Origin of the sequence: Streptomyces sp. NPDC007264 (genome assembly GCF_042869095.1) — a bacterium.
Lineage (GTDB): Bacteria > Actinomycetota > Actinomycetes > Streptomycetales > Streptomycetaceae > Streptomyces.
Genome location: NZ_JBIAFD010000027.1, coordinates 19,278 through 40,385, shown reverse-complemented (window position 1 = coordinate 40,385; position 21,108 = coordinate 19,278). Strand labels below are relative to the sequence as shown.

At 73.8% G+C, this 21,108-nt stretch carries 18 protein-coding genes; 6 read left to right on the top strand and 12 right to left on the bottom strand.

Annotation, left to right across the window (positions count from 1 at the left end; genetic code table 11):
• Window positions 1–19 precede the first annotated feature (19 nt).
• The gene (locus ACFYMU_RS31655; protein WP_388380701.1) at window positions 20–655 is read left to right on the top strand and encodes a hypothetical protein; all 636 of its coding nucleotides are present in this window, start codon (window positions 20–22) and stop codon (window positions 653–655) included.
• On the opposite strand, the gene ACFYMU_RS31650 is transcribed toward ACFYMU_RS31655, so the two are convergent.
• From ACFYMU_RS31650 to ACFYMU_RS31615, 8 genes are all read right to left on the bottom strand, one after another.
• Window positions 643–1,329 carry a response regulator gene (locus ACFYMU_RS31650; protein ID WP_388380698.1) on the bottom strand — a complete coding sequence of 229 codons (687 nt, stop codon included), beginning with the start codon at window positions 1,327–1,329 and terminating at the stop codon, window positions 643–645. The two genes, ACFYMU_RS31655 and ACFYMU_RS31650, sit on opposite strands and share 13 nt — an antisense overlap.
• Before the next feature lie 230 nt (window positions 1,330–1,559).
• Window positions 1,560–2,678 (bottom strand): phosphoserine transaminase, encoded by a 1,119-nt coding sequence (gene serC / locus ACFYMU_RS31645; protein WP_388380695.1) that lies wholly within the window; start codon window positions 2,676–2,678, stop codon window positions 1,560–1,562.
• A gap of 234 nt (window positions 2,679–2,912) precedes the next feature.
• Window positions 2,913–4,136, bottom strand: a complete 1,224-nt coding sequence (locus ACFYMU_RS31640; protein ID WP_388380692.1) for a cytochrome P450 — start codon at window positions 4,134–4,136, stop codon at window positions 2,913–2,915.
• Window positions 4,133–5,356 (bottom strand): cytochrome P450, encoded by a 1,224-nt coding sequence (locus tag ACFYMU_RS31635; RefSeq protein WP_388380689.1) that lies wholly within the window; start codon window positions 5,354–5,356, stop codon window positions 4,133–4,135. Before ACFYMU_RS31635 ends, ACFYMU_RS31640 begins: the two co-directional genes overlap by 4 nt.
• Complete coding sequence (locus ACFYMU_RS31630) at window positions 5,353–5,970, bottom strand: ATP/GTP-binding protein (protein ID WP_388380686.1); 618 nt, start codon at window positions 5,968–5,970, stop codon at window positions 5,353–5,355. Before ACFYMU_RS31630 ends, ACFYMU_RS31635 begins: the two co-directional genes overlap by 4 nt.
• Window positions 5,951–6,298, bottom strand: coding sequence for a DUF742 domain-containing protein (locus tag ACFYMU_RS31625; RefSeq protein WP_388380683.1), 348 nt, complete (start codon window positions 6,296–6,298; stop codon window positions 5,951–5,953). Before ACFYMU_RS31625 ends, ACFYMU_RS31630 begins: the two co-directional genes overlap by 20 nt.
• On the bottom strand, window positions 6,295–6,702 hold the full coding sequence (locus tag ACFYMU_RS31620) for a roadblock/LC7 domain-containing protein (RefSeq protein WP_388380680.1): 408 nt from the start codon (window positions 6,700–6,702) through the stop codon (window positions 6,295–6,297). Before ACFYMU_RS31620 ends, ACFYMU_RS31625 begins: the two co-directional genes overlap by 4 nt.
• On the bottom strand, window positions 6,699–8,624 hold the full coding sequence (locus tag ACFYMU_RS31615; protein WP_388380676.1) for an ATP-binding protein: 1,926 nt from the start codon (window positions 8,622–8,624) through the stop codon (window positions 6,699–6,701). Before ACFYMU_RS31615 ends, ACFYMU_RS31620 begins: the two co-directional genes overlap by 4 nt.
• Before the next feature lie 336 nt (window positions 8,625–8,960).
• On the opposite strand from ACFYMU_RS31615, the gene ACFYMU_RS31610 reads away from it, so the two are divergent.
• A complete protein-coding gene (locus tag ACFYMU_RS31610) occupies window positions 8,961–11,915 on the top strand; it encodes an FAD-binding and (Fe-S)-binding domain-containing protein (RefSeq protein WP_388380673.1) in 2,955 nt (984 codons plus the stop codon).
• A gap of 280 nt (window positions 11,916–12,195) precedes the next feature.
• Window positions 12,196–13,320 carry a lipid II:glycine glycyltransferase FemX gene (locus tag ACFYMU_RS31605; protein ID WP_388380670.1) on the top strand — a complete coding sequence of 375 codons (1,125 nt, stop codon included), beginning with the start codon at window positions 12,196–12,198 and terminating at the stop codon, window positions 13,318–13,320.
• Between the two features lie 36 nt (window positions 13,321–13,356).
• Here the strand turns inward: ACFYMU_RS31605 and ACFYMU_RS31600 are convergent, their stop codons facing one another.
• From ACFYMU_RS31600 to ACFYMU_RS31585, 4 genes are all read right to left on the bottom strand, one after another.
• On the bottom strand, window positions 13,357–13,983 hold the full coding sequence (locus ACFYMU_RS31600) for an alpha-ketoglutarate-dependent dioxygenase AlkB (RefSeq protein WP_388380667.1): 627 nt from the start codon (window positions 13,981–13,983) through the stop codon (window positions 13,357–13,359).
• Between the two features lie 150 nt (window positions 13,984–14,133).
• A complete protein-coding gene (locus tag ACFYMU_RS31595; RefSeq protein WP_388380664.1) occupies window positions 14,134–14,331 on the bottom strand; it encodes a hypothetical protein in 198 nt (65 codons plus the stop codon).
• Between the two features lie 259 nt (window positions 14,332–14,590).
• Window positions 14,591–15,559, bottom strand: a complete 969-nt coding sequence (locus ACFYMU_RS31590) for a DMT family transporter (protein ID WP_388380661.1) — start codon at window positions 15,557–15,559, stop codon at window positions 14,591–14,593.
• A 466-nt stretch (window positions 15,560–16,025) separates the two neighbouring features.
• The gene (locus tag ACFYMU_RS31585; protein ID WP_388380658.1) at window positions 16,026–16,439 is read right to left on the bottom strand and encodes a hypothetical protein; all 414 of its coding nucleotides are present in this window, start codon (window positions 16,437–16,439) and stop codon (window positions 16,026–16,028) included.
• A 399-nt stretch (window positions 16,440–16,838) separates the two neighbouring features.
• Here ACFYMU_RS31585 and ACFYMU_RS31580 point away from each other — a divergent pair, with 399 nt between their 5' ends.
• The 3 genes from ACFYMU_RS31580 to ACFYMU_RS31570 are packed head-to-tail and all read left to right on the top strand — an operon-like array spanning window position 16,839 to window position 21,108.
• Window positions 16,839–17,714 carry a TIGR03084 family metal-binding protein gene (locus tag ACFYMU_RS31580; protein WP_388380655.1) on the top strand — a complete coding sequence of 292 codons (876 nt, stop codon included), beginning with the start codon at window positions 16,839–16,841 and terminating at the stop codon, window positions 17,712–17,714.
• On the top strand, window positions 17,711–19,513 hold the full coding sequence (locus tag ACFYMU_RS31575; protein ID WP_388380652.1) for an acyclic terpene utilization AtuA family protein: 1,803 nt from the start codon (window positions 17,711–17,713) through the stop codon (window positions 19,511–19,513). The genes ACFYMU_RS31580 and ACFYMU_RS31575 overlap by 4 nt, the downstream gene beginning before the upstream one ends.
• A complete protein-coding gene (locus tag ACFYMU_RS31570) occupies window positions 19,510–21,108 on the top strand; it encodes an acyl-CoA carboxylase subunit beta (protein ID WP_388380649.1) in 1,599 nt (532 codons plus the stop codon). Before ACFYMU_RS31575 ends, ACFYMU_RS31570 begins: the two co-directional genes overlap by 4 nt.

The window sequence follows — 21,108 nt, the reverse complement described above, 5'->3', positions numbered from 1 at the left end:
CACCAGAAGGGAACGTCCCATGGTTCTTGTACGGGGGAAGAAGCACCGAGTCCTGAAGTCGGTGGCGGTGGCCGCGGCCCTGGCCGCCGCCGGCGGGGCCGCCGTGCCGACGGCGGCTCAGGCGCTGCCCGGTCACACCGCCACCCGCGTGGCGGCGAAGCCGGCGGCGGCCAGCAGCAACTACAGCTACCTGTGGTTCAGGAAGAACAGCCGCAACCCCGCCAACTCGCGGCTGGAGTTCGTCTTCGTCCAGGACAACGGCGACCGCCACCACGTGTTCACCGTCGCCAGCTGGCGGGCGGGATCCGGGTCGGGCAGCACCAACTCCTGCCTGAAGAACAGGGGCTGGCTGCCGAACGGCACCTACAAGATGCTCGACTTCACCAAGCACCACAACGGTGGGGCGCACGGCGTCAACGGCATCGCCTGGCACATCTCCGACCACAAGTGCTCGAACGGCACCTGGCGCACTGACCTGTTCATCCACAGCGAGATGCTCCCCAGCGGCAGGCAGGGCAGCTCCGAGCCCTACCGCTGGGACGGCGCGAGCGACTACCGCTCCAACGGCTGCATCAAGCTCAAGCCGGCCGACATCCGCCGTCTGAGCGACCTGCGGTCGAGCTACCCCATGCCGAAGAAGCTCTACGTCTCCTGAGCCCGGACCGGCACCACGAGTCCCGACTCGTAGGCCAGCACCACCGCCTGCGCCCGGCTGTACAGGCCGAGCTTGGTCATCGCCCGGTTCAGATGGGTCTTGACGGTGGCCTCACTCACCGTGAGCAGGCCGGCGATCTCGTCGTTGCGGGCGCCCGTGGCGACGAGCCGCAGCACCTCCCGCTCGCGGGGGGTGAGCCGGTTCAGCGCCGGCTCCGGCTCGTCGGCCCACGGGTGCCCGCGGGTGTAGGCCCGCAGCAGGCGGCGGGTGACGGCCGGTGCGAACAGGCAGTTCCCGGCGGCGACCGCGTGCAGGGCCGCGAGCAGCTGGCGGGGCCGGACCTCCTTGGACAGGAAGCCGGAGGCGCCCGCCCGCAGCGCGGCCCGGATGTGCGCGTCGCCGGGGCAGCCCGCGGTGATCGCGAGGATCCGCGGCGCGGTCTCCTCGGGCTGCGCCGACCGGATGCGCGTGCAGACGTCGGCCCCGTCGAGGCCGGGCAGCTGCATGTCGAGCAGGACCACGTCGGGCCGCAGCGCGGCCGCCCGGTCCACTGCTTCGGGCCCGTCGCCCGCCTCCCCCACCACCCGCAGGCCGGGATCGGTGCGGATCAGCGCGGCGAGCCCGGCCCGGATCAGTTCGTGGTCATCGGCGATCAAGACTGTGGTGTCCCCCATGCCTCGAGTCTGCCGCCCCTTTTGTTTGTTCAGGGTGACCCGTGACCAGTGTGAACATGCGGGGGAGGGGGGCGGAGCCGTACCACGGGCTCGGGCACGGCCGCGTGAGCCGTGCGGCCGCAGGGACGAGGGGGCGTCCGGCCGCACGGGTGAGGGGGGCGTCCGGCCGTACGGGCGAGGGGGCGTCCGGCCTGCGCCGGGCGCCCCCTCGACCTACGGGAACCGCTGGACTAGAGCTTCTCGATGACGTGGTCGATGCACTTCGTCAGCGCCTCGATGTCCGACGGGTCGATCGCCGGGAACATCGCGATGCGCAGCTGGTTGCGGCCGAGCTTGCGGTACGGCTCGGTGTCGACGATGCCGTTGGCGCGCAGGACCTTGGCGACGGCGGCCGCGTCGACCTCGTCGGAGAAGTCGATCGTGCCGATGACCTGGGAGCGCTTGGCCGGGTCGGCGACGAACGGGGTCGCGAACTTGACGTCCTCGGCCCAGCCGTAGAGCGTGCGCGCGGACGTGGCGGTGCGGCGCACCGACCAGTCGAGGCCGCCCTGGCCGTTGATCCACTCCAACTGCTCGTTGAGCAGGAACAGGGTGGCGAGGGCCGGGGTGTTGTACGTCTGGTTCTTGCGGGAGTTGTCGATCGCCGTGGGCAGGCTGAAGAACTCCGGGACGTGCCGGCCGGAGGCGTGGACGCGCTCGGCGCGCTCGATCGCGGCCGGGGAGAAGACGCCGATCCACAGGCCGCCGTCGGAGGCGAAGGACTTCTGCGGGGCGAAGTAGTAGACGTCCGTCTCGGCGACGTCCACCGGGAGGCCGCCGGCGCCGGAGGTGGCGTCCACGAGGACCAGGGCGCCCTCGTCGGCGCCCGCGACCCGCTTGATCGGCATCGCGACGCCGGTGGAGGTCTCGTTGTGCGTGAAGGCGTACACGTCGACGCCCGCCTCGGCCTGCGCCTCGGGGTGGGTGCCGGGGTCGGAGGCGATGACGGAGGGCTCGGCCAGCCACGGGGCGAGCTTCGCGGCCTTCGCGAACTTCGACGAGAACTCGCCGAAGCTGAGGTGCTGCGACTTGTCCTCGATCAGGCCGTGGGTCGCGATGTCCCAGAACGCGGTGGAGCCGCCGTTGCCGAGGACGACCTCGTAGCCGTCGGGAAGTTGGAAGAGCTCGCGGATACCCTCCCGTACCTTGCCGACGAGGTTCTTTACCGGGGCCTGGCGGTGGGACGTACCGAGCAGGGAGCGACCCGTGGCGGCGAGGGCGTCCAGCGCCTCGACCCGCACCTTGGAGGGACCCGCGCCGAAACGACCATCCGCGGGCTTGATGTCAGCAGGGATCTGGATATCAGCCACGGGGCGAGCGTAGCCGGTGATCGAAACCTGGGCGAAACGGGGTCCGTCGGGTGAGACGGGGGTGTCGTGCCGCCATCGCCCGGGACACCGGCCGCGTGCGGCCGACCCCGGGGGCCTCCGCCCCGAACCCGGTCCATCCGAACGGCCGCACCGCGACTCCCTCGGCGGGGCCGTCCCGTGCGCCGGGCGGGCGGGCGGACCGGGGCCGGCCCGCCCGCCCGGCGGCGGAACGGATCAGCCGCCGAGCCGCACCGGCAGCTCGAAGAGGTCGTTCTGCGTCACCACCGGCTTGTTGCGCAGGTCGCTCGCCGGTACCGCCAGGTCGAGCTCGGGGAAGCGGGCGTACAGGGCGGGGAGGGCCACGCCCGCCTCCAGCCGGGACAGGGCCGCCCCGGGGCACACGTGCGGACCGTGACCGAAGGAGATGTGCCGGTTCCGCGTCTCCCGGGTGATGTCGAAGACGCCCGCGGTCGGGCCGTGCGCCTGCTCGTCCCGGCCGATCGCGCCGTACGACACGATCAGGGCGTCGCCCGCCGGGATCACCCGGTCGCCGACCGGGACGTCCTCCGTCGCGAACCGGATCAGCACGTGCGAGGTGGGCGTCGAGTGGCGCAGGGTCTCCTCGACCACCGCCGACCAGTCCGCCTCCCCGGACAGCACCAGCGCCCGCTGCTCGGGGTGCAGCGACAGGTTGACCACCGCGTTGACGATCAGCGAGATGGTCGTCTCGTGGCCCGCCGCCACCATCAGCTGCAACGTGGAGACGATCTCCTCGTCGGTGAGGTGGTCCCCGTCCTCGGACGCCTGGATCAGGGCGGAGGTGAGGTCGTCACCCGGTTCGGCGCGCTTCGCGGCCACCGTGTCCGCCATGATCCCCGCCAGCTCGGTGAGCGTGGCGACGACCTCCTGAGGCGGGGTCTGCGTCGAGAAGAACTTCTCGAACAGCTCCTTCAGCCGCGGCAGCCGGGACTCGTCCATGCCCATCAGGTCCGCGATGACGTACATGGGCAGCGGATAGGCGAACTCGGCCTTGAGGTCGACCACGCCGCCGTCCGCCGGCAGCCGGTCCAGCAGGCCCTGCGTCAGCTTCGTGATCCGCTCCCGCATCTCCTCCACCCGGCGCGGCGTCAGCGCCTGGGCGACGAGCGTGCGCAGCCGCCGGTGGTCGGTCCCGTCCACGGTGAGCATGGAGCGGCCGGGGTTGGCGAGACCGATCAGCGGCCAGTCGGGCGCGATCTCGCCGCGCCGCCAGGCACCCCAGACGTTGATGTCCTTGACCAGCCGGGGGTCCGTCAGCAGCTGCCTGGCCTCGGCGTGGTGGGTGACCGCCCACACGGGGACGCCGCCGGGCAGCACCACGGCGGCGAGCGGGCCCGCCTCCCTCAACCGGGCGCTCTCGGCGTCGAGGTCGGAGACGAAGGGGTCGAGGGCTATCGGGGCCATGTCGCTGGACGTCATGCGGAAGGGCTCCCAAGAGTAGGGGTGGGGGTGAACATCACCGGCAGCGCCGTGAGGCCGCGCAGCCACGGCGACGGGCGGCGCGTCAACGTCTCGGCGGGCACGGCGAGATCGATGTCCGGGAGGCGGTCCAGGACCACCTCGATGCCGGTGCGCGCGATCACCTCGGCCACCTCCTGCGCCGGGAACGGGCAGCGGTGCTCGCCGTGACCGAAGGAGAAGTGGGCGTTGTTGCCGCCGGTCAGCGTGGAGCCGTCGGTGCGCACCTGGGGGTCGCTGTTGGCGCCCTGGAGGCCGAGCAGCAGCAGATCGCCCGCGCGGATGTGGCGGCCGCCGAGGCGGGTGTCGCGGGACGCCCAGCGGCCCGCCACGTTCTGCGTGGGCGTGTCCTCCCACAGCACCTCGTTCATGGCCTCGGCGACGCTGTTGCGGCCGCCGAACAGGGACGCCGCGAAGCGGTCGTCGGTCAGCATCAGCCGCAGCGAGTTGCCGATCCAGTCGGCGGTCGGCTGGTGGCCCGCCGCCAGCATCACCATCAGGTCCTGGACGATCTCCTCGTCGGTGAAGCCGCTCTGGTCGGCGAGCATCCGTGAGACGACGTCGTCGGCCGGGTGCTCCTTCCGGGCGGCCAGCAGGCCGGTCATGGAGGTGGCCAGGTGCGTCTGGCCGGCGAGCGCCCGCTCCCGGCCGTCGATCATGTCGTTGAGGGCGGTGACCAGGCCCGGCCCCTGCTCCTCCGTGAAGCCGTAGAGGATCGCCAGGACGCGGACGGGCAGCAGCATCGCGTAGTCCGCGACGAGGTCGGCCTCGCCCTTGGCGCACACCGCGTCGATCAGCTCGTCCGCGATGCGTTCGACGTGGCGGCGCAGTTCGAAGGGGTCGACGGCCTCCAGCGCATCGCTGATCATCGCCGCGCGTTCGCGGTGGCGCTCGCCGACCGTGTAGAGGATCGACGGCTGCCTGCGGCCGATCATCGGCAGCAGCGGCCAGTCGTCGGGGATGGTGTCCCACTGGTTCCACAGGTCGGAGTCGCGGCTGAACAGCACCGGGTCGCCGGTCACCTGGTGCAGTTCGCGGTAGCCGAGGACGAGCCACGCGGGTACGCCGCCGTCGAGCACGACCGGGGTCACGGAACCGTGTTCGAGCCGCATCTCCCGGTACAGGGCGGTGGGTTCGGTCTGGAACCGGGGCCCGCTCAGGGGCACGGGGGCGGTGGTCACACCAGCTCCTGTTCGGATGTGGGGGCTTGGCCGGCATGGAGGCGCTGGACGTGCTCGACGAGCGCGATCAGCACCTGCTTCGCGGACGCCCGGGAGCGCGCGTCGCACGCGACCAGCGGGACGTGCGGGTCGAGGTCGAGCGCCGCGCGGACCTCCTCGGGCGTGTGCCGGGGGCCGCCGAAGTCGTTGCAGGCCACGATGAACGGCATCCCGTGGCGTTCCAGGCGGTCGATGGCGTACCAGGAGTCGTCGATGCGCCGGGTGTCGAGGAGGACGACCGCGCCGAGCGCGCCGGAGAACAACCGGTCCCACAGGAACCAGAACCGCTCCTGCCCGGGCGCGCCGAACAGGTACAGCACGTTGCGGGCGTCCAGCGTGATGCGGCCGAAGTCGAAGGCGACGGTCGTGGCGGACTTTCCCCGCACCTCGGTGATGTCGTCGACCGTCTCTCCGGCCTGGGTCATCGTCTCCTCGGTGCTGAGCGGGCGGATCTCGCTCACCGAGCGGACCAGGGTCGTCTTGCCGACGCCGAAGCCGCCGACGACCACGATCTTCAGGCCGTTGTCGGCCTGGGCACCCAGCGGAGTGCGGGTGTCAGAGGTTGCGGAGTCCAACGAGCACCTGCTCCAGGATGTCGGGATCGGGAAGGGCGGCGATGCGCGGATGGCGGGCGCTGACGCGGCCGGTCGCAAGGAGGTCGGAGAGCAGGATCCGGGTGATGCTCACGGGCAGCCGCAGCTCGGCGGCGATCTCCACGACCGCCGTCGGCCGTTCGCACAGCCGCAGGATCGCGGCGTGCTCCGACTGCATGCCCGGTACCGGGTCGCACTCGGCGACCACGAGCGTCACCAGGTCGAACCGGGCGGCCTCGTCCGACCGGCTGCGCCCTCCCGTGAGGGTGTACAGCCGGTCGGGCGCATCGTCCCTGCCGGGGCGGCTCATGACGTCCGGGGCTGCGCGCTCAGGTGCTCGCCGAGTTGCTCCACGAGTTCGCTCATGTGGTGCCCGACGAGCCCGGCGTCCGCGTCCTCCGCGGTGACCAGGGCGAGGTGGGCGCCCTGGCCCGCCTCCACGATGAACAGGACGCCGCCGTAGAACTCCGTCATCGCCGAGCGCACGCCCCCGCTGCCGTCGCCGAACTCCACGGACGCGCCGTGCGAGAGCGACTGGATGCCGGCGGCGATCGCGGCCAGCTGATCGGCCTGGTCGACCGAGAGTTCCGGGGTACGGCACAGCTTCAGCCCGTCCCTGGACAGCACGAGCGCGTGCCGGGCGCCCGGGGTGCGCTCCAGGAGTCCCTCGATGAGCCAGGTGAGCTTCTCGTCGGCGGTCGTGGTGCCGGTCATGAAGTGGTCTTGCCTTCCGGGTGGGAGGGGGTGGCGGCCGGTTCGGGTACGGCGGTGGGGTCGGGTGCGCGGCCGGGCGCCGACGCGTCCGGCAGGAGGCCCTCGGCGGGCTCGTGCGGCGTGCGGGCCGCGGAGGACGCGTGGGACTCGGTTGCCGGGGGTTCCGCCGTGGTGCCCTGGACCGCCGCCTGGTCCGGTACCACGCCGCGGACCGCCTGGCGGAAGCTGCTGAAGCGGGCGGCCCGGGTCTTGGCGTCCTTGGCGGTGAGCGGCTCCCGCGGAGCGGGGACGACGGTGTGGGCGCGGCCGCGTTCGGCCGCGGCGAGCGCCTGGCCGCGGCGCCTGCGCGGGAGTCCGCCGCCGGTCGCGCCCGTGCCCGTGCCCGTGGTGGTGCCTGTGCCTGTGCCTGTGCCTGTGCCCGCGTCCGTGGTGGTGCCGGTACGGGTGCCGGGGCGCACGTCGTCCGATGCCGGGGACTCGTGCGTGGGGACCGGGTCGGGGTCGAGGTCCTGGGGGGCGTGGGCGGCGGCGTACGACGGCCGGTGCCCGGTGGTGGCCGCATCGGCGGCGGCCGTCTCGATGGCGGCCGTCTCGATGGCGTCGTCGGTGTTCGGCGTGACGGTGTTCGGGCCGGTGATGTCCGCGCCGGTGGCGGCGGCCTGGGCGTGGGCGTGGCCGGGCTCCGCGGACGACGGCAGCGTCGGCTGCGACAGGATCTCCTGCGGGATCAGCATCAGGACGCCCGTGCCGCCGCGCGCCGACGGCCGGAAGGACACCCTCAGGCCGTACTTGCGGGCGAGGCGGCCGACGACCGCGAGGCCGAGCCGGGTACCGGTGAGCCCGCCCAGCTCGGTGATGTCGCCGGAGACCGCGCGCTCGGCGCGGCGCAGCTGCACATCGCTCATCACCAGGCCCGCGTCCTCCACGGACACGATGACACCGGCCGGCACCTCCTCCACGTAGACGTGGACCTCGGCGGTCGGCGGCGAGAAGGTGGCGGCGTTGTCGAGGAGTTCGGCGAGCGCGTGCATCACGCCCTCGGCGGCGTGTCCGGCCACGGCGGCTTCGCTGGAGGAGTGCAGACGGACGCGCTGGTAGCCGCTGATCCGGCCCATCGCGCCGCGCAGGATCGACTCCATGACGATGGGGCGGGCCCAGCGGCGGCCGGAGCGGGCGCCCGCGAGGACCGCGACGGAGTCGGCGAGGCGGCCCGCCTGCGCGGTGCGGTGGTCGAGGTACAGGAGGTCGGTCAGGACGTCCTCGTCCGTGTGCCGGTCCTCCATCGCGCGCAGGTCGGCCAGGGTGCCGGTGGCCAGGGCCTGCATGCGGCCGGCGACGTTGGCGGTGACGGATATGGCCGCGTCGCGGGTGTTGGCGGCCTGGCGCAGGCGCTGGGTGAGGCGGGCCTTCTCCCCGATGAGCCGGGCGATGTCGGCGGTGAGCCGCTCGCGTTCCTGGGCGAACCCCTCGGTGAGAGCGGCACGTTCCTGGGCCAACCCGTCGGTGAGCCGCTCGCGTTCCTGGGCGGACGCCTGGGCGAGCCGGGCGCGCTCCCGCTCGAACTCCTCGCTCAGCCGCACCCGTTCCTCGATGAAGCCGTCCGTCAGCCGCCCCCGCTCCTGGCTGAACTCCTCGGCGAGCCGGGCCCGTTCCTGGAGCATCCGGCTCGCGTCCTGCGCCACGGCGTCCAGGCGGCGGCGCGCCACCCGCGCCGCGCGGGCGCCGTGGACGGCGAAGCCGACCGCCACGCACAGCAGCAGAGCCGCCGCGGCCCCACCCCAGGCGAGGGGGACGCGGACCGCCTCCGGTGCCGCCATGACCGCGGCGGTGACGGCGAGGCCCGCCACCACGGCGGTGGCCAGCGAGGCGGGTGCGACGGCGCGGACGGCGGGCCGTTCGCCTGACGGTGTGGGGGCGGTCATGAATGATGTCCTCGGTCGGCCTAGGTCATGTCCAGGGCGAGTGCCGCGCGGGGCCGGACGGCGAGCAGCGACCCGTGTGCTCAATTGGGCGCCACTATAGGAGACTTCCTGATCGGAATGTGCGGATTCCGGTACCGGTCTCGCCATTTGACGGGGCGCCGGGGCGGCTTCGGAGGGCGCCACGGGTCCGCGGAGGGCCTGCGCGGACGGTCGGCTCCGGTCCCCGTGCGGCCGAATTCGATCACCCTCCGTGTTCGCTCGGCCGATGGGGGCCCAACGGTCGGGGACCGGCCCTCCGGGGAGGTCACCGTCCGTGGCCGGAGGCATCCTGGAACCATGACGGATCTCGGGGAACGGCGGCACGGGGCAGCGGGTGTGGACACCGTCACACTCGGTGCCGAGTTGCGCGCGGCGGTGCGCGGCACGGTCGACTTCGGCACCACGGCGCGGGCGCTGCACACCATGGACGCGTCCAACTACCGGCGGGTGCCCCTCGGCGTCGTCGCCCCCCAGGACGCCGAGGACGTGGCGGCCGCCCTGGGCGTGTGCCGGGCGCACGGTGTGCCGATCGTCGCCCGCGGCGGCGGCACGTCGATCGCGGGGCAGGCGACCGGCACGGGCGTCGTGCTCGACTTCACCCGGCACATGAACAGGATCGTGTCCCTGGACCCCGGGGCGCGCACGGCGGTCGTCCAGCCGGGCCTGGTCCTCGACCGCCTCCAGGAGGCCGCCGCCCCGCACGGCCTGCGCTTCGGCCCGGACCCCTCCACCCACGCCCGCTGCACCCTGGGCGGGATGATCGGCAACAACGCCTGCGGTTCCCACTCGGTGGCCTGGGGCACCACGGCGGACAACGTGCGCGGGCTGTCGCTGCTCACCGCGCGGGGCGAGGCCCTGACGGCGGGCACGGACTGGAGGGGCGCGCCCCAGGGGCTGCGTGCCCTCGTGGAGGCGGAGTCGGCGCTCCTGCGCACGGGTTTCCCCGCCCTCCCGCGCCGCATCTCCGGGCTCGCGCTGGACGCCCTGCTCCCGGAGCACGGCGCGGACGTCGCCCGCTCCCTCTGCGGCTCCGAGGGCACCTTGGGCATCCTGACGGAGGCGGTCGTGCGCCTGGTCGAGGCGCCCCGCGCGCGTGCGCTCGCCGTGCTGGCGTACGCGGACGAGAGCGCGGCGGCCCGGGCGGCGGCGGGACTGCTGGCGCAGGGTCCGCTGACCGTGGAGGGCATGGCCGCCGACCTGGTGCCGCCGTCGGCGGAACTCCCGCGCGGCGGTGCCTGGCTGTTCGTGGAGGCGGGCGGCGCGACCGAGGCGGAGGCACGCGCGCGTGCGCAGGCGATCGTCCGGGCCGCGGACGTGACGGACGCCGTGGTGGTCACCGACCCGGCCGGGCAGCGCGCGCTGTGGCGGCTGCGCGAGGACGCGAGCGGCACGGCGACCCGGATGCCGGACGGCACCGAGGCGTGGCCGGGCTGGGAGGACTGCGCGGTGCCGCCGGCCCGACTGGGGGAGTACCTCGCGGACTTCAGGCGCCTGCTGGCCGACCACGGCCTGCGCGGCGCGCCGTACGGCCACTTCGGGGACGGCTGCATCCACGTCCGTATCGACTTCGACCTGCTGACCGAGGCGGGCATCGCCCGCTTCCGCCGCTTCTCCGAGGACCTCGCGGACCTGGTCGTCGCCCACGGCGGCTCGCTGTCCGGGGAGCACGGCGACGGCCAGGCGCGGGCGGAGCTGCTGCCGAGGATGTACGGACCGGACCTGGTGGCCCTCTTCGAGCGCGCCAAGGACGTCTGGGACCCCGACCGCCTGCTCAACCCGGGCATGCTGGTCCGCCCGGCCCGGCTGGACGACAACCTCAGGTTCGCGCCGCTGCCCCGTCGGCCGCTGCCGGTCGCCTTCGGCTACCCGGCGGACGGCGGCGACTTCTCCGCGGCGGTCCGGCGCTGTGTGGGCGTCGCCAAGTGCCGTACGGCGACGGCCGCGGGCGGGGGCGTGATGTGCCCGTCGTTCCGGGCGACCGGCGAGGAGGAGCACTCCACGCGCGGACGGGCCCGGCTGCTGCACGAGATGCTGGCCGGCGAGGTGATCACCGACGGCTGGCGGTCGGCGGAGGTCAGGGACGCGCTGGACCTGTGCCTGTCCTGCAAGGGCTGCCGCACGGACTGCCCGGTCGGCGTCGACATGGCGACGTACAAGGCGGAGTTCCTGCACCACCACTACGCGGGGCGGCGCAGACCTGCGGCGCACTACACGATGGGCCGGCTGCCGGTGTGGCTGCGCGCGGTGGCCCGCACCCGTACGGCCGTGGTGGTCAACGCCCTCGCGTCGGTGCGCCCGTTGGCGGCGCTCGGCAAGCGGCTGGGCGGGATCGCGCCCGAGCGGGAGCTTCCGCGCCTGGCGCGGGAGACCTTCAGCCGGTGGTGGCGCCGGGAGACCGCCGGGCGGGCGCGCGGGGGCGCGGCGACCCGGGCGGGCGGGACGGCCCCTTCGGGGCCGAGGGTCGTCCTGTGGCCGGACACCTTCACGGAGCACCTGTCGCCGTCGGTCGGCAGGGCGGCCGTGCGGGTGCTCGAGACGGCGGGACTGGAGGTGGTCCTGCCGCCGACGGGCCGCGCCGGGCCGGCGCCGGGCGGTGGCCCGCGGCGGGCGGCCCGCCACGGCCGCGTCTGCTGCGGCCTGACGTATGTCTCCACCGGCCAGCTCGACCGCGCCCGTGCCGTCCTGCTCCGCACCCTCGACCTGATGGAACCGCTGCTGGCGGACGGCTGTCCGGTCGTCGTCCTCGAACCGAGCTGCGCGGCCACGCTCCGCACGGACCTGCCGGAGCTGCTGCACGACGACCCGCGCGCCGCCCGGCTCGCCGCGGCGGTGGTGACCTTCGCCGAGGCCCTGGAGCGGTACGCCCCGGAGTGGACGCCACCGCGGCTGGACCGCCCGGCGGCCGGGCAGACCCACTGCCATCAGCACGCGGTCCTGGGCGACGCGGCCGACCGCCGGCTGCGCGCCGCGGCCGGCCTGACGGGCGAACTGAGCGGCGGCTGCTGCGGACTGGCGGGCAGTTTCGGCTTCGAGAAGGGCCATGCCGAGGTGTCGAGGGCCTGCGCGGAGGACCAGTTGCTCCCGGCCGTGCGGTCGGCCCCGCCCCACGCGGTGGTCCTCGCGGACGGCTACTCCTGCCGCACCCAGCTGGAGCACCTGGCGGGGGTCGGGGCGTGCCACCTGGCGGAGGCGCTGGCCGAAGGGCTGACGCCGCAGGGACCGGCGAAGGGGCGGGCCGCGACGAAGGAGTGACGGCCAACGCGGTGAACTCCCGCGCACGGCGTGGCGGGGGCGTAGGGGCTCGGAAGGATGGAGAGGCGGGACCGGGCGGGCTCCCGCCCGGCCGGCGAGGGCGTACGCCGTCCACCGGTGACGTGGTGATGCCCCGGCACCGGGCGCCGTTCCGGTCCTCCGGCGTCCGCGCCGGACATCAGACTTCCTGCCCCCGCCCCCGCCCCCCGACGTCCCCCCGTCCCCGTCCCCCGTCCCCGTCCCCATCCCCACCCCGTCTACGTCCCCCAGGAGCCCTCGCATGACCCTGCGCATCCGCCCGATCTCCCGCGAGGAACATCTCGCGTTCATCGCCTCGCGCCCGTCGGTCAGCCATATGCAGGTGCCGTCGTGGGGCGAGGTGAAGCCGGACTGGCGGGCGGAGAGCATCGGCTGGTTCGAGGGCGGCGGGCAGCGGCCGGCCGGTGCGGGTCTGGTGCTGCTGCGCCCGCTGCCGAAACTGAAGCGCTGTCTGGCGTATCTGCCCGAGGGCCCGGTGATCGACTGGCACGCCCCCGACCTCGACCGCTGGCTGGAGCCGCTGCTCGCCCACCTCAAGGGCCGCGGTGCCTTCTCGGTGAAGATGGGCCCGCCCGTGGTCGTACGCCGCTGGAGCGCCGACGCCGTCAAGGCGGCGATCGCGGACCCGGGCGCGCGGCGGTTGCGGGACGTGCCGCCGACCGGGCACGAGCCGGGAGCGGCTGAGATCGCGCAGCGGCTGCGCCGCATGGGCTGGCGGCCGACGCGGCCGGGCGGCGAGGACGGCTTCGCGGCCGGCCAGCCGCGGTACGTCTTCCAGGTGCCGCTCGCGGGACGGACCCTGGACGACATCCACCGCGGCCTCAACCAGCAGTGGCGCCGCAATGTGAAGAAGGCCGAGAAGGCGGGCGTGAAGGTGGTCCTGGGCGGCCACGACGACCTGCCGGCCTTCTACGCCCTCTACACGGAGACCGCCGAACGCGACCGTTTCGTCCCGCGCCCGCTGCCGTACTTCCGGCGGATGTGGAGCGCGCTGACGGCGGAGGACCCGGACCGCATGCGGTTGTACCTGGCCCACCACGACGGCGAGGTGCTGGCCGCCGCGACGATGCTGAGGGTCGGCACACACGTCTGGTACTCCTACGGCGCCTCCACCACCCGCAGACGCGAGGTCCAGCCCAGCACCGCGATCCAGTGGCGCATGCTCAGCGACGCCCACGCCATGGGCGCCGCCGTCTACGACCTGCGCGGCATCACCGACACCCTGGAGGACACCAGCCACCTCCTCGGCCTGCTCCGCTTCAAGGCGGGCACGGGCGGGCACGCGGCGGAGTACCTGGGCGAGTGGGACTACCCGCTCAACCGGGTACTGCACAAGGCGTTGGATCTGTACATGTCGCGCCGGTGAGTGCGGCAGTCACCGGCTCGTCCGGCGGGTTTCGCCTCAGGCGGGCCGGAGGACGGTGCGGAACGTGACCGACACCCGTCGGCCGCGCGGCACCCGGGCCGGGGAGCCGGGGTCGCTCTTCCGGGCGGCGATGCCGTGGCGCCACTCGTACCGCGCCGGGCCGGTCATCACACACAGGCTGCCGGGAGCGAGACGCACCTCGACCTTCGTGCGGTCCCCGGGGTGGGTGAAGTCCATGACGCACCCGGAGCCGAGGGAGACCGCGGCGACGACCGGACCGAAGCAGGGCACACAGTCGACGTGGGCGCTTATGCCCTGCCCCGGCTGGTACTCGTTGACGATGACCTGGTCCGCGGCCTGGTCCATGAAGCCCTCCTCGACCAGCCGCGCGGCCGGCTCGCGTGCCCATGGGGGCAGCGGCGGGGCCGCGGTGCCGGCCTGCGCGTCCGCGGCCACGCTGCGCCGCCCGTAGTCGTACCGGTGGCCGTAGTGCTGGACCCGCCGCCTGAGCTCACCGGACCACTCCGCTGCGTCGATACGGGACAGCAGCACCCGGCCGGCGTCGGGACCGAGCCAGCCGGGCACGTACCGCAACCCCGGAACGGAGACGGCTCCCACCTCGGTACCCGCGTCGAAGAACAGTTGTCCGGACCTCTCCGTCATCCTCGAAGGCTAACCGGCGGCAGTGTCAGCGCCGACGGGCGAGTGACGCTGTTCCGCTCGCCGGCGCCCGTCGCGCTCCGGCACCGGCGAGGCCCCGCACCGACGTGACGAAAGGGGCCTCCGCTCGGCAGCGGAGGCCCCTTCCCGGAATCAGAAGGCGCCGTTCAGGCCCCACCAGTCGCCGTCCACGACCACGCCCGGGGCCAGCCCGCCGGTGCCGCGGCCCGTGTACACGAGCTGGCAGCCGACGCCTCGGCAGTCTTGGCCCACGTAGCTGCTGCCGGTGATGGTGACGAGGTCGGCACGATCGTCGTCGTTGACGTAGCCCAGGCCCAGGAAGGCGCTCATGACGTTCCAGCCGCCGGTGCCGACCAGGACACGCCATGTCTTCCCTCCCTGACGCGGCGCGGAGGGACGCTCGACGCGCCGCGGGGAGAAGATACCTTGTCGACGTGATCATTCCGCCGTGCGGGAGCCGTCCCGTGCGGCTGCCCGCGGGGGCGTACGAGGTCCGGGCCGAGCCCGCCGGCCTGCGACATCCCGGGCCGACTGCCGTGCAGAGGAGGCGGCACGCCGCTCGCCGCCTTCGCCTTCGTCTTCGCCCCGGTCACGCGTCCGGCTTTCCTCCCGCCGCCCGTCTCCGTCCCACCTGGGTCCGTACCGCACCCATGCTCGCCGCGACGACCAGTGTGACGGCCAGCGCCTGGGCGGCGGTCAGGGACTGGTCGAGGACCAGGAAGCCCGCGGTCGCCGCGAGCGCCGGTTCCAGGCTCATCAGGATCGCGAACGTGGGCGCGGGCAGGTGGCGCAGGGCGAGGATCTCCAGGGTGTAGGGGAGGACCGAGGAGAGCACGGCCACGGCGGCGCCGAGCGCGATCGTCGTGGGGACGAGCAGGTCGGTGCCCGACTCGGCGATGCCCAGCGGCACGAACAGCGCCGCCCCCACCGCCATGGCGAGCGCAAGCCCGTCGGCCTGGGGGAAGCGCTGCCCCGCGCGGGCGCTGAAGACGATGTACGCCGCCCACATGGCGCCCGCGCCGAGCGCGAAGGCGGCGCCCACCGGGTCGAGTTCACCGAAGCCCCCGCCACCGAGGAGGAAGACGCCGGCCAGGGCGAGGGCGGCCCAGAGCAGGTTCACCGCGCGGCGGGAGGCCAGTACGGACAGGGCGAGCGGGCCGAGGACCTCCAGGGTGACGGCCGCGCCCAGTGGGATGCGGTCCACCGCCTCGTAGAAGAGCCCGTTCATCGTGGCCGTGGCGGCGCCGAAGACGACGACCGTGCCCCAGTCGGCGCGGGTGTGCCCGCGCAGCCGGGGCCGGCAGAACAGGAGCAGGACGACGGCCGCCGTGGCGAGTCGCAGGCTCACCACGCCGAGGGCGCCGGCCCGTGTCATCAGGGTCACCGCGAGCGCCCCGCCGAACTGCGCGGAGACACCCCCGGCGAGGACCAGCCCCACGGGCCCCAGGGAACCTCGCGGGTGGCCCCCGCCGGCCGTCGCGGGAGCGGGGTCCGCCCGGGTCGCGGCGGCGGCGGGGGCAGGGGCTGGGGCGCAGGACGCGGGGCGAGGGCTGTTCACGGGGCCTTCCAGGGGATGTGACGCGAGTTCGTTCAGCTTGATGCACCTGGCGGTCCAGGGTAGTGGACTTGGTCAGGTGTGTGAACTCCTTTTACAGCTGTACGGTGCGGTACCGCGAGCTGGGTGGTGCAGGAACCGCGAGTGGCGCATCCGTGGCGCTCGCGGCTCCGGAACGGCCTTGTCGCGGCATCCGGAGGTGGGACGAACGTGTCGATCGACGCACCTCCGGGGCCGGTTCGCCCGGGGCGAGGACCGGTGCGTCGCGCTCGATGCCCGACCTCCGCCCACGGCTCGTCCACGTTCTGCCGGTGCCCGGCACGACCGCCGGCGGCACGGCCACCGCGGTCACCACCTACCGGCCCGGTCGGGGAGGCGTCCCGGCCACGGGCGTCGACTTCGGTACCGCCGCCCGGCAGCCGGGGGCGCGGGTGCGCGTCGCGTCACATGGCGTGTCACCGTGGCCGTGTCACTGTGTCAGGGCGAACGCGAGGACCAGCACGGCGACGACGGTGACCCCGCAGAAGGCGAGGTGCGAGGCCGGGTAGTCGTATTTCTCGCGCCGTACCCCCTGCTCGATCTCATGGGCCCACACCGTGAACCGCTTGCGGGTCGGGAACATCCCGATCGTCAGGCCGATGAGCGCGAACGCATACCCGGTCACCATGGCGGCCAGGGAGAAACCGCGCCACTGACCGAAAAAGATCATGCCGACCCCGCAGCCGGCCATGATGAAGGGGTACGGCTTCCAGAATTTCCGGAGCGGGATCCATCTCGCCATGGCATAGGTGTGGGTCGTGAAGGCCACTGTGGCCATCAGCCACAGCCATCCGGTGGCAACGGACGCGAGCACGAACCTGGTGTCCTTCCGGTGGGCGTCCACGGGGAGTTGAGAACCGGCGAGAGGAGCGCGGGGCCGACGGCGAACGCCGGCGCCGGGCCGATCAGTCTACGACCGGGGCCGTCGGAACCACGACAGCGGTCGAGGTGAACCCACCCGAAGCAGCCCGCACGACTTGTGCGGGAACAGGCGGGAATCCCGGGCCTTCCAGACCCGGGAAGATGTCGAATGATCACGCCGCGCTCGGAACTCCCGACCATCCGGCAGGTGACGCCCGACCCGCCGTCGTGAGGGCGGCGGAGGGTGCCGTCGAGGGGCGCTGACAGCGCGTACCGCGTACCGGCGGGAAGCTTCCGTAAATTCATGCAAGCATGCTTGCTTGTTTCTGTCCCCGCTGCCATGCTCCCCCCACACACCGTCGTGCCCGGAGGGGAGCGCATCGTGTCCGACGCGTCGTCCGTCATCGACGATCTGGGCCGGGAGAGCGAGGAACTCGACCGGCTGGTGGCCGACTTGGCGGAGGCCCAGTGGGCGCTCGCCACTCCCGCCGCCGGCTGGACCATCGCCCACCAGATCGCCCATCTCGCCTGGACGGACCGGGCCGCGCTGCTCGCCGTCACCGACGCGGAGGCGTTCGCGGCGGAGGTGCAGAAGGCACTCGGGTCGCCCGAGACATGGGTCGACGACGCGGCCGCGGAGGGCGCCGCGCTGCCGCCCGCCCGGCTGCTCGCCCAGTGGCGTGAGGGGCGCGCCGCGCTGGACCGCGCCCTGCGCGCCGCGCCGTCCGGCACCCGTTTCCCCTGGTACGGGCCGCCCATGTCGGCCGCTTCCATGGCCACCGGCCGACTGATGGAGACATGGGCGCACGGGCAGGACGTCGCCGACACGCTCGGTGTGGTGCGCCCCTTCAGCGACCGGCTGCGGCATGTGGCCCGCATCGGTGTGCGGGCCCGTGACTTCGCCTTCGCGGTACGGGGGTTGAGCACGCCGGGCGAGGAGTTCCGGGTGGAGCTCCTCGCGCCGTCGGGGAACGGCGTCTGGGCGTACGGGCCCGAGGACGCCGCGCAGCGGGTGACCGGCCCCGCGCTGGACTTCTGCCTGCTGGTCACCCAGCGCGCCCACCGGGCCGACCTCGCGCTGCGGGCCGAGGGGCCGGACGCGGACCGCTGGCTGGACATCGCCCAGGCGTTCGCGGGACCGCCGGGAACGGGCCGGGCCCCCCAGGGGGAGCCGGGCGCGGACCGCCCGTCCCGGGGGGAGTCCGCCGCGCCCGGCCAGGAGACCGAGGGCGGCACGGCGACGGGTGCCGCCACGTGACCCCCGCCCCGGCGGCCCCCCGGCCGCTGCGCATAGGCAACGCGTCCGGGTTCTACGGCGACCGCTTCGACGCCCTGCGCGAGATGCTCACCGGCGGTCCCCTCGACGTCGTCACCGGTGACTACCTCGCGGAACTGACGATGCTCATCCTCGGCCGCGACCGCCTCAGGAACCCGGCCGGAGGCTATGCGCGCACCTTCCTGCGCCAGTTGGAGGAGTCTCTGGGCCTCGCCCACGAGCGGGGCGTGCGGATCGTGACGAACGCCGGCGGCCTCAACCCCGCCGGACTCGCCGACGCGATACGGGAGCTGGCCGACCGCCTGGGCATCCCGGCGCGCGTGGCCCACGTCGAGGGCGACGACCTCACCGCCTCCCACCCCGGCACCCTCGCGGCCCACGCCTACCTCGGCGGACAGGGCATCGCCGCGTGCCTGCGCGCGGGCGCCGACGTCGTGGTCACCGGACGGGTGACGGACGCCGCGCTCGTCACCGGGCCCGCCGCCGCCCACTTCGGCTGGTCACCCGACGACCACGACCGGCTGGCGGGCGCGGTGGTCGCCGGGCACGTCCTGGAGTGCGGGGCGCAGGCCACCGGCGGCAACTACGCCTTCTTCACCGAGCACCCGCCCGCCCTGCTGCGCCACCCGGGCTTCCCGCTCGCCGAGATCCACGAGGACGGCAGCAGCGTCATCACCAAGCACGACGGGACCGGTGGCGTCGTGGACGTCGGCACGGTCACCGCACAGATCCTGTACGAGACGGCCGGCGCCCGGTACGCGGGCCCCGATGTCACCGCCCGCCTCGACACCGTGCGCCTCACCCAGGAGGGGCCCGACCGGGTGCGCATCGAGGGGGTGCGCGGGGAGGCGCCGCCCTCGTCCCTGAAGGTCGGCCTGAACCGCCTCGGCGGCTTCCGCAACGAGGTCGTCTTCGTGCTGACCGGCCTCGACATCGAGGCCAAGGCCGCACTCGTCCGGGACCAGATGGAGGCGGCTCTGGACGCGGCCGGGTCCGTCCCCGCCGAGGTGCGCTGGGACCTCGCCCGCACCGACCACCCCGACGCCCCGACCGAGGAGACCGCGAGCGCCCTGCTCCGGCTCGTCGTGCGCGACCCCGGTCAGGAGCCGGTCGGCCGCGCGCTGAGCGGCGCCGCGATCGAGCTCGCGCTCGCCAGTTACCCCGGCTTCCATGTGGTCGCCCCGCCGGGCAAGGGCGCGCCGTACGGCGTCTTCGAGGCCGCCCACGTCGACCGCGCGGCCGTGGCGCACGCGGCGGTGCTCCCCGACGGAACACGCGTCCCGGTGCCCCCGGCCCGCGACGCACTGGCCCTCGCCGACCTGCCGGAGCCGCCCCTGCCGGAGCCGCTGCCCCCGGGACCCGTGCGTCGTGCCCCGCTCGGGCTGATCGCCGGTGCCCGCAGCGGGGACAAGGGCGGCAGCGCGAACGTCGGGGTGTGGGTGCGCACGGACGAGGCGTGGCGGTGGCTCGCCCACACCCTGACCGTCGACCGCTTCCGCGAACTCCTGCCGGAGACGGCCGACCTGGCCGTCGTACGCCATCTCCTGCCGAACCTGCGCGCCCTGAACTTCGTCGTCGAGGGGCTCCTCGGCGAGGGCGTCGCCGCGCAGCACCGCTTCGACCCGCAGGCCAAGGGCCTGGGCGAGTGGCTGCGCGCCCGCCATCTCGACATACCGGAGGCCCTGCTGGTGACCGCCGACCGCGCACCGGACCCCTCCCCGGACCGCGCTTCCGACCATCCGTCCGATCACCCGTCCGACCCCCCGGAGGCCCGCCCGTGACGGTCCTGCCCACGGCCGTGGACGTCAACGACCCCGACCACCGCGCCAATCGTGACGCCATGCTCGCCAGACTCGCCGAGCTGGACGCCGAACACGCCAAGGCCCTCGCGGGCGGCGGCGAGAAGTACGTCGAGCGGCACCGCGGGCGCGGCAAGCTGCTCGCCCGCGAGCGCATCGAGCTGCTCCTGGATCCGGACACCCCCTTCCTGGAGCTGTCCCCGCTCGCGGCCTGGGGCAGCGACTACACCGTCGGCGCCTCCCTCGTCACCGGCATCGGCGTCGTCGAGGGCGTCGAGTGCCTGATCACCGCGAACGACCCGACCGTGCGGGGCGGCGCCAGCAACCCGTGGAGCCTGAAGAAGGCGCTGCGCGCCAACGACATCGCGCTCGCCAACCGGCTGCCCTGCATCAGCCTCGTGGAGTCGGGCGGCGCCGACCTGCCGTCCCAGAAGGAGATCTTCATCCCCGGGGGAGCGATCTTCCGCGACCTCACCCGGCTGTCGGCGGCCGGCATCCCCACCGTCGCGGTCGTCTTCGGCAACTCCACGGCCGGCGGCGCCTACGTCCCGGGCATGTCCGACCACGTGATCATGGTGAAGGAGCGGGCCAAGGTCTTCCTCGGCGGGCCGCCCCTGGTGAAGATGGCCACCGGCGAGGAGAGCGACGACGAGTCCCTGGGCGGCGCCGAGATGCACGCGCGCGTGTCGGGCCTCGCGGACTACTACGCCGTCGACGAGCAGGACGCCCTGCGGCAGGCGCGGCGTGTCGTCGCCCGGCTCAACCACCGCAAGGCGCACCCCGATCCGGGCCCGGCGAGCCCGCCCGAGTACGACGCGGACGAACTCCTCGGGATCGTGCCGGGCGACCTCAAGGTGCCCTTCGACCCGCGCGAGGTCATCGCCCGGGTCGTCGACGGCTCGGACTTCGACGAGTTCAAGCCGCTGTACGGGACGAGCCTGTGCACCGGCTGGGCCACCCTGCACGGCTATCCGGTCGGGGTGCTGGCGAACGCCCAGGGGGTTCTCTTCAGCGAGGAGTCCCAGAAGGCGGCCCAGTTCATCCAGCTCGCCAACCAGCGCGACATCCCGCTGCTGTTCCTGCACAACACCACCGGCTACATGGTCGGCAAGGAGTACGAGCAGGGCGGCATCATCAAGCACGGCGCGATGATGATCAACGCGGTGTCCAACAGCCGGGTCCCCCACCTGTCCGTGCTCATGGGCGCCTCCTACGGGGCGGGCCACTACGGCATGTGCGGGCGGGCGTACGACCCGCGCTTCCTGTTCGCCTGGCCCAGCGCCAAGTCGGCCGTCATGGGCCCGCAGCAGCTCGCCGGCGTCCTGTCGATCGTCGCCCGGCAGTCGGCGGCCGCGAAGGGACGGCCCTACGACGACGACGCGGACGCCGCCCTGCGGGCCATGGTGGAGCAGCAGATCGAGTCCGAGTCCCTGCCGATGTTCCTGTCCGGGCGGCTGTACGACGACGGGGTCATCGACCCGCGCGACACCCGCACCGTTCTCGGCCTGTGCCTGTCCGCGATCCACACCGCGCCCTACGAGGGCGCGCGTGGCGGATTCGGCGTCTTCCGGATGTGA

Bases quoted from the DNA above. Each gene is read 5' to 3' on its own strand.
- ACFYMU_RS31610 (WP_388380673.1), top strand. From the start codon at position 8,961: ATGACGGATCTCGGGGAACGGCGGCACGGGGCAGCGGGTGTGGACACC.
- ACFYMU_RS31625 (WP_388380683.1), bottom strand. From the start codon at position 6,298: ATGAGCCGCCCCGGCAGGGACGATGCGCCCGACCGGCTGTACACCCTC.
- ACFYMU_RS31615 (WP_388380676.1), bottom strand. From the start codon at position 8,624: ATGACCGCCCCCACACCGTCAGGCGAACGGCCCGCCGTCCGCGCCGTC.
- ACFYMU_RS31620 (WP_388380680.1), bottom strand. From the start codon at position 6,702: ATGACCGGCACCACGACCGCCGACGAGAAGCTCACCTGGCTCATCGAG.
- ACFYMU_RS31600 (WP_388380667.1), bottom strand. From the start codon at position 13,983: ATGACGGAGAGGTCCGGACAACTGTTCTTCGACGCGGGTACCGAGGTG.
- ACFYMU_RS31640 (WP_388380692.1), bottom strand. From the start codon at position 4,136: ATGACGTCCAGCGACATGGCCCCGATAGCCCTCGACCCCTTCGTCTCC.
- ACFYMU_RS31655 (WP_388380701.1), top strand. From the start codon at position 20: ATGGTTCTTGTACGGGGGAAGAAGCACCGAGTCCTGAAGTCGGTGGCG.
- ACFYMU_RS31650 (WP_388380698.1), bottom strand. From the start codon at position 1,329: ATGGGGGACACCACAGTCTTGATCGCCGATGACCACGAACTGATCCGG.
- ACFYMU_RS31605 (WP_388380670.1), top strand. From the start codon at position 12,196: ATGACCCTGCGCATCCGCCCGATCTCCCGCGAGGAACATCTCGCGTTC.
- ACFYMU_RS31595 (WP_388380664.1), bottom strand. From the start codon at position 14,331: ATGAGCGCCTTCCTGGGCCTGGGCTACGTCAACGACGACGATCGTGCC.